Genomic DNA, 2,691 nt, shown 5'->3' with positions numbered 1-2,691 from the left:
GTAAATTTTCAGCGTTGCTGGCTCCCCGTCAGCCGGATTGGGTTGCATCGCAGGGGTGTCGAAAGAGTCAACTGCGGTCCAAAGCTGTTGGACTTGGGTGAAAAGGGCGTTTATTCTTCCTATACGTGCCGCGTTCCAGGCGGCGACTATGAGGGCTATGTCGATGCCCATGTGCGCCGGCTGGAGGCGCTACGCCGGGCCGGTATCGTCGAGCGGATCGACGCCGACCAATGGCGCATCCCCGATGATCTGGTCAGCCGTGCCGCCGCCCATGACGCCGGCCGAGACAGTCAGGCCAGCGTTCGCGTCCTTTCCCCGGTCGATCTGAACAAACAGATCGGATCGGACGGCGCGACCTGGCTGGACCGGCGGCTGATCCACGGCGAGACGGCCGACCTTGCGCCAACCGGCTTCGGGCAACAAGTCCGCGAAGCCATGGACCAGCGCCGCGAGCACCATATCGAACAGGGCGACGCCACCCGCAGCCGGGACAGCCGCGTCTTCTACCGGCGCAACCTTCTCGCCATCCTGCGGGAGCGCGAGGTAGCCGGCGTCGGATCGGATATGGCTTTGAGTAAGGGCCTGCCGTTCCGCGCCGCCACGGACGGCGAGAGCGTCAGCGGCAAGTTTACCGGAACCGTGCATCTATCGAGCGGCAAGTTCGCCGTGGTCGAGAAATCCCATGAGTTCACCCTTGTCCCGTGGCGGCCGATCATCGACCGCCAACTCGGCCGCGAGGTTATGGGCATCGTGCAGGGCGGGTCGGTGTCGTGGCAGTTAGGGCGGCAGAGGGGGCTGGAACGCTGAGTGCGCCCATGCCGCATTGCGAAGCAAAAGATAATCGGATAAAATGTAGCAATTCATATTCGTAAGCGTGGAGTAATCAGATGGGAAATTCCAAGTCAGCAGACAAGTAAGCCGCAACAACCAGTATTGTTGTTGCGGCGCTCTGTAAGGCTAGTCTCATCTGATTGCTGACGAGCAGACGTCGCCCGGTATTCCTTAATCGAGGGTTGATTCGTCATGACCACCACACGCCCCGCGTGGGCCTATACGCTGCCGGCAGCACTGCTGCTGATGGCTCCTTTCGACATCCTCGCTTCACTGGCGATGGATATTTATCTCCCTGTCGTTCCAGCGATGCCCGGCATCCTGAACACGACGCCCGCTATGATCCAACTCACGTTGAGCCTCTATATGGTGATGCTCGGCGTGGGCCAGGTGATTTTTGGTCCGCTCTCAGACAGAATCGGGCGACGGCCAATTCTACTTGCGGGCGCAACGGCTTTCGTCATTGCGTCTCTGGGAGCAGCTTGGTCTTCAACTGCACCGGCCTTTGTCGCTTTCCGTCTACTTCAAGCAGTGGGCGCGTCGGCCATGCTGGTGGCGACGTTCGCGACGGTTCGCGACGTTTATGCCAACCGTCCTGAGGGTGTCGTCATCTACGGCCTTTTCAGTTCGATGCTGGCGTTCGTGCCTGCGCTCGGCCCTATCGCCGGAGTATTGATCGGCGAGTTCTTGGGATGGCAGGCGATATTCATTACTTTGGCTATACTGGCGATGCTCGCACTCCTAAATGCGGGTTTCAGGTGGCACGAAACCCGCCCTCTGGATCAAGTCAAGACGCGCCGATCTGTCTTGCCGATCTTCGCGAGTCCGGCTTTTTGGGTTTACACTGTCGGCTTTAGCGCCGGTATGGGCACCTACTTCGTCTTCTTCTCGACGGCTCCCCGTGTGCTCATAGGCCAAGCGGAATATTCCGAGATCGGATTCAGCTTTGCCTTCGCCACTGTCGCGCTTGTAATGATCGTGACAACCCGTTTCGCGAAGTCCTTTGTCGCCAGATGGGGCATCGCAGGATGCGTGGCGCGTGGGATGGCGTTGCTTGTTTGCGGAGCGGTCCTGTTGGGGATCGGCGAACTTTACGGCTCGCCGTCATTCCTCACCTTCATCCTACCGATGTGGGTTGTCGCGGTCGGTATTGTCTTCACGGTGTCCGTTACCGCGAACGGCGCTTTGGCAGAGTTCGACGACATCGCGGGATCAGCGGTCGCGTTCTACTTCTGCGTTCAAAGCCTGATAGTCAGCATTGTCGGGACATTGGCGGTGGCACTTTTAAACGGTGACACAGCGTGGCCCGTGATCTGTTACGCCACGGCGATGGCGGTACTGGTTTCGTTGGGGCTGGTGCTCCTTCGGCTCCGTGGGGCTGCCACCGAGAAGTCGCCAGTCGTCTAACCGACGACTGGTAGCAGGCCCGCTCCGATGCGGCGCACTAACCATCGAAACCTCGTGAATGTCGGTATCCTGTCTGGCAGGATACCGCTCATTTCCCTTGTTCAGTTCATCGCCGTCGCCGAGCATCTGAATTTTCGGCATGCGGCCAAGGCACTTGGTATCAGCCAGTCGAGCGTCAGCGCGCGTGTGAAAGCGCTGGAGGATAACCTTGGTGTCCTGCTATTTGAGCGCCATGCGCGGGGCGTTCGGCTAACAGACGCAGGCAGGCACTTCATGGAGCGTGTCACGGCGGGTGTCGATCAACTCGATCACGCAGTGAAGACCGCGGAGTGACGGGCACTGGCTGGCAATGTCTAGCAACGGCAGGCATTTCGGCTGAGGGTAAAAGAACTTTCCGCTAAGCGATAGACTGTATGTAAACACAGTATTGCAAGGACGCGGAACATGCCTCAT

The 2,691-nt window shown here is 59.2% G+C and carries 3 protein-coding genes; all 3 read left to right on the top strand.

The window, feature by feature from the left end:
* Window positions 1-807: DUF3363 domain-containing protein (locus FTT89_RS14610; RefSeq protein ID WP_223364268.1), on the top strand; the 807-nt coding region annotated here is incomplete at its 5' end.
* A gap of 216 nt (window positions 808-1,023) precedes the next feature.
* Window positions 1,024-2,238: a chloramphenicol/florfenicol efflux MFS transporter FloR gene (gene floR, locus FTT89_RS14395; protein WP_000214122.1), complete on the top strand. Its 1,215-nt coding sequence runs from the start codon at window positions 1,024-1,026 to the stop codon at window positions 2,236-2,238.
* Window positions 2,239-2,265: 27 nt separating this feature from the next.
* Window positions 2,266-2,571, top strand: coding sequence for a LysR family transcriptional regulator (locus FTT89_RS14390; protein ID WP_001255015.1), 306 nt, complete (start codon window positions 2,266-2,268; stop codon window positions 2,569-2,571).
* Window positions 2,572-2,691: the final 120 nt, after the last annotated feature.

It is taken from the genome of Acinetobacter sp. YH01025 (assembly GCF_013420185.1).
GTDB classification, from domain to species: domain Bacteria; phylum Pseudomonadota; class Gammaproteobacteria; order Pseudomonadales; family Moraxellaceae; genus Acinetobacter; species Acinetobacter indicus.
The sequence above is the reverse complement of the archived record's forward strand: the minus strand, read 5'-3'. Positions and strand labels throughout refer to the sequence as shown.